Source organism: Mariniflexile fucanivorans (assembly GCF_004341235.1).
Classification (GTDB): Bacteria; Bacteroidota; Bacteroidia; order Flavobacteriales; family Flavobacteriaceae; genus Mariniflexile; species Mariniflexile fucanivorans.
Genome location: NZ_SLUP01000019.1, coordinates 1 through 5,794, shown reverse-complemented (window position 1 = coordinate 5,794; position 5,794 = coordinate 1). Strand labels below are relative to the sequence as shown.

Annotated in this window: 1 protein-coding gene and 1 pseudogene; both read right to left on the bottom strand. The window is 34.4% G+C overall.

Annotated elements, in window-relative coordinates:
* Window positions 1-4,943: pseudogene (locus EV196_RS19670) on the bottom strand (DUF11 domain-containing protein); the annotation flags it as partial.
* Window positions 4,944-5,650: 707 nt separating this feature from the next.
* A partial coding sequence (locus tag EV196_RS20180; RefSeq protein WP_243652296.1) for a type IX secretion system membrane protein PorP/SprF occupies window positions 5,651-5,794 on the bottom strand: 144 nt, incomplete at its 5' end.

Below are 5,794 nucleotides of genomic sequence, written 5' to 3'. Positions count from 1 at the left end.
TTATCGTTTACCGTTAACGTATTGGTTGAACTGAACGATGCGCCGTTATTAAAACTGTATTGGTAAGGTGCTGTTCCTGTTGTTGGTACTGCAATAGTAATTACAGCTGATTGTTTGGTGTTAGTTGCACTACAACTAAATGCTGTGGTACTTGCCGATGCTGCTAATGGCGTTGGTTGGGTGATATTTACAACCACACTCGCTACACAATTTTTACTATCTTTAATATAAAAAGTATGTGCACCGTTTGATAAACCTGTAAATAAGGAAGTTGCTCCAAAAGTAATGTTATCATTACTAAAAGTATAACCTCCAGAACCTCCTGATCCAACTAATTGAGCTGTACCATTTGAAGCTCCATTACAAGTTACATTTGTGGCTGTTGCCGTAACTGTTGGATTGGTTATTGGATTAACGGTAATAACGTTTGACACTGATTGACATCCTCTAGAATCTGTAACTCTAAATTGATATGTTGCAGCATTTGCTGCTGAATATGTAAATGGGGTTCCTGTAGCCCCCAAAGAAGTATATGCTGACCCGCTTATAGAAATCTCATAAGTAAATGGTGCATAGCCTCCAGTAATGTTACCTGTTATTAAAGCATCTGGCGAAATGGTACAATCCAATTCTTTCGTTAATACACTACTTGTTGCTAATTGTTGTGCGATAGTTTCGGTTGGTAAAGTAACCGTACATCCATAAGCATCTCGAACAATTATTGTATAATTTCCTGGTGTTAAATTTGCAAACGTATTACTTGTTTGAAATGGCCCTCCATTTATATTATATTCATAAGGTGTATTTCCTCCTGTTGCTGTAACTACTAATGATGCACTGGTAGCGCCTCCATAACAAAAATTGGAAGAAGAGCTTATGCTTGCCGTTGGTATACTAGTCGCTGTTAAAGTAAATGAACTGGTTACCGCACAACCTCTACTATCTGTAACAGTTGCTATGTAAGTACCTATTTGTGATAAGTTATTGAAAGTGTTATTTGATTGTGAAGGTAAAACAGATCCATCAGGTTGAGTTAGAGTATAAGCGTTTCCTCCCCAACCACCAGTGGCATTAATAACTACGCTACCATTTGTAATACAAGTAATAGGACTTGATGTTGATGAAACTCCAAGTACCGTAGCAGGTTGATTTACTGTAACCGAAGCTGTTGCTTGACAATTTGTTGTGGTATCTCTAATAAGAATAACATATGTTCCCGCTGCTAGACCTGTTAAGTTTATTGGTGATGTACCTACATTTGAAGTTCCTCCATTGATAGTATATGTGAAATTTGAAGTACCTGATACTGTATATCGAACAGCTCCATTTGAGCTACCAAAACATGAAACATCATTAACCAACTGCCCTACAACAGTCAATGCTGTTAAAGGTGTAATGGTGTAAGACTCATTATAAATACAATCATTAGCATCTTTTACTTGAAATGTATAAGTATTTGGTGCTAATCCTGAAAATGTGTTTGAAGATTGGTATGCCGTTGCAGAACCCGCAGGTGCAATTATTTGATATTGTAATGCTCCAACACCACCAGTTGTACCAGTAATGGTAACTGTTGAAGTATTAGTTGGGCACGTTAAAGCTGAACTACTAAATGTTAAATCGGTTGGAGGGTTTAGTGCTGGTACAGTAATAGCAGCTGTATTAAACGTACAGTTATTAGCATCTCTTATAGTTATGGTATAAGATCCGTTGGTTAAACTTGAAAAAGTAAGTCCTGATTGAAAATTGACACCATCAATACTATAAGTATATGGTGAAGTTCCTCCAGAAACTCCAGAAACAGTTATAGTTCCTGTTGTTAAACAGGTATAAGGTGTTGTTAAAGTTGCCGTTCCTGTTACTGCTGGAAGTGTTGCAATATTTATAGTCTGTGGTGCTGAAGTACACGCATCTGGACCTGTTGTATATTGAACCACCACTTCGTAATTTCCATTAGCCAACCCTGTAAATGTTGGAGAATTAACAAATGTGACACCATTATCAATACTATACAACAAACTATTTCCATTAGCATTTGTAACATTAACATTTATACTTCCTGTATTTCCAGAACCACTACATAAAATATCGGTCTTGGTTACATTAAAAACTGGTGCCGGGGTTAAGTCAACTGTTATCGAAGTTGTTATGCTACAGTTATTAGAATCTACAACAGTAATATTGTACACACCAGATGCTGTAACATCAATTTGTGGTACATCCTGAAATTCAGTTGTACTGTTTACAAAGTAAAAATAAGGAGCAGTTCCACCTGTTGGATATACCGTAATTTCTCCATCGGTACACGTTAAGGGTTTTGTAATTGCCGAAGTTGCCGCTAGTAATGGCGGATTAGCAATTGTTACCGTGCCAGTATATAAACAACCATCTTCTGTTTCTACACGTGTACTATAGGTGCCAGGGTTTAGATTTAGAAATGTATAATCACTATCATCAATAGGACCTACACTGTTTACCAATGTAGCTCCATTATAAATAGAATATGAATATTGCGGTCTAACATCATTAGCTGCTAATTTCACGCTGCCTTTTCCATCATGGCATAACGGAGGGGTAACAACTGTTGAAACCGTAAAATTTCTTTGTCTAATTTGAATGTCCGGTACCGAAAAAATACAAGGATTAGTGGTTACACCTACTTGTTTTATATAAACCGTGTATGTATTTTGCGTATTTATAGTAAAAATATTACTTGTCTGATAATTAATATTATCTAGACTATATTCATAACCAGCGGGTACGCCACCAACAATTATTTGACCTGGTGTTGTACAGATAATATCTCGAGTTGATACTGTGGGACTTAATAAATTTTGATAGGAGTTGAAATAATACCTATTAAAACATCCGCCTGCATAATTTAACGTTACCCTGAATTGCCCCGAAGTGTTCACAGTGTAATCTGGTCCAGTTCCTACCTGCGTCCAAGTACATGATGTGCTCTCATTAGCACAATCGGCGCTAAAAACAGCGGCACAACTTCCTTCGTTTAGCTTTTCCCATATAATAGTTGATCCATCTGAAATACCAGTTACAATATCTCTTGACGCATTGGCACCACATAAAAATATATTGGGCAATTGTTTTCCATCATTAGGACAAATAACAACTTCATCTGCAAAAGGAATTACGGGATTTGTTAAAACACCCCCAAAAGGGACTACCGTAATCTCTTGATTAATAGATAAACATGGTGCTACAGCTGTATTATGAACGTAATAAGTTCCAATATTTGAAACCGTTATAGATTGGCTCGTACCAATTACTGGCGTACCTGTTGGACTCGTTGACCATGAATATGAATTATAACCGCTTGCAGCTGTTAGTTCCACCGTTGCTCCACAAAGTACTTCTGTTCCTGTAAACAAACAATCATCTACACCAACTAAAAAATTAGTTGCTTTAGGCACTAATAAACATCCTGTATTAGTATTTAAACTAGGGTCGTCTGAAATAGTATATGAAGGATTAGTATCTCCTTTGTAAGTTGCATATGCTTGATTGTCAATACTATTTGAACATGCATCACTTAGCATATTACATAATGTTACAACCCTAACTGTTAAACGGATTTCTAATACGGGATCATTTATTTCAACTACAGAATCATTAATTTCAAAAATAATTTCTCTAGTTAATGGATTATAGCTTTTTACTGATACACCCGGAGGTAAAATACCCAAATCTGCTGGATAATTAAACGTAACATTTACAGGTAATATGTCTTTGATAGTAAATTCAGTGGCATTGTCATTTCCTGTATTTTGAAATCCAATAACGTAGTTTAATTGATCTCCAAGAGTTACATCTTGTCCACCAATATCATTTCCTAAAACATCCTCTACAATTTTGGTAAGTACAATTTTTGGTTCAATAATTTCCACAGCAAACGCATAGAAATATGGAAAATATGCGTCTTGAGAACTTTCCAATCGAACCACTGCGGAAGTTGCATCATTTGCTATTACAGAATTACTTGGATTTGGTACATTTAAAATACCAGTATCAAAACCCAAAGTATTAGTACTGTTAGGATTTCTATTATTAACAGCTAAGCCGCTTAATTGAGTTACCGAACTGTTGAAAAAATTATTACTAGATCGATCTGTAGCCGATAAACTAGAACCATTAATTCTTAATCTATCTCCACTTATTGGTTTATCACCTTCCAGAGCAGCAAACGCAAAATTAGCTCTTACTGGAGATGGAGATGGAACAGTACGAAATCCAGAAACAGGAACATTTAAATTCACCGAACTACTAATGGAACTAAATCCATCAAAACTTGTAATGGATTTTCCTGGCAACGTTGGATCTTCATAAACTATAAAAAGAGACCAACCTGCAGAGTAACCTGTACCATTACCAAAACTACTTGTTCTACCTTGGGCAGACGATACATTAGCAACTGTATAAGTTCCTTGATTATTAGTTAGACCTTCAACAATAGAAGTTACATCGGCATAACAAGCGTATGGAAAACTATTACTAACAACACTACTCCCTGCATCATAAATTACGGTACCTACTACATCATTATAACTACCAGATGGCCCTTTAAACTTAACATTTGTTATTGATTGATTCCCAGGTGTAACCGCTCCCCAATATAACCCAGCGTGTATAATTTTATAACATTCAGGATTTGGAATTATCAAATCTGCACTAGATGAACTATATGTAGAACCATCACCATCAATGTCAATATATCGCATATTAACATCATTATTGTAAGTTCCATTACTGTTAAATGCGTTATTATTAGGTCCTAAAATATTATTACCAATCAAAAGAATATCGCCTTTTACATCTTTATTAAACCTAGGGTTAAAAGGCACAAAATTTTGAGCAACAGTTTGAAAACTAATAACTAGCAATAAAACTACAAGAAGGTGTTTAAAAAGGGTAGAGTTTTTCATCATAATTAAATTTGGGGCTTTAATTCCTCAGAGAAATTTTAATAAATTATAGTTGTTTAAGCATTATTTAAATTCTATGCTGATAAAAATGCTACTTAATACTCTTATAATTTCATTTACCCCTTTTAAAACCTACAGGATAATCCGATTTTTATTACAATTAAATATGCTTTTATCGGCTTTAATGTCTCTTAGCAACAAAATTCAAAAATATAAAAAAAATCTATGAAACGTCACTTTTTTTCGATAAAATGCATTATTTATTTATTTAACGAGTATTTTTCTTGTTTTTAAATCTGATAAATTTGCCATACAACGATAATTCATCACAAAATAATCCAAATAAATAATTATAATAAAAACTTAAAAACCTGTCTTACAAATTATTACACGCATTAATTCCAAATACTTTGAGTTACAGCAGTCGTTAAAAATTAAACAAACACTATAGAATTGCATAAAAAGAGGTTTTTGTTAAATTTTTGTAACGTGCAAAAAAAAACAAATAGTTAGCAAGGATTTTAATGACTAATGGGTTGAATTACCAAAAGAAACTCCTACTATTTTTAGAAGAAAATAATTGGTTATGCAGAATTAGTTTATTTTATGATTTTTGGCTTTATCGCAAGCTGAAAATCTTATTTCTATAAAATGAAATCATTTTAATTTAAATAAGATTCTTCTGATATTAAAGATTACAAAGAAACACACTAATAATGCACAGGGTTTTGTGTACAGGGACAATTGCTGATGCCCTGTAGAAAATCAAGCCCGATGGTTATTACGTGCGTCCCAGAGTTGAAGCCAGAGAGCTCGTTCATGGTGATCTGGTAGGCGTAGCCAAAGTAAAAGTT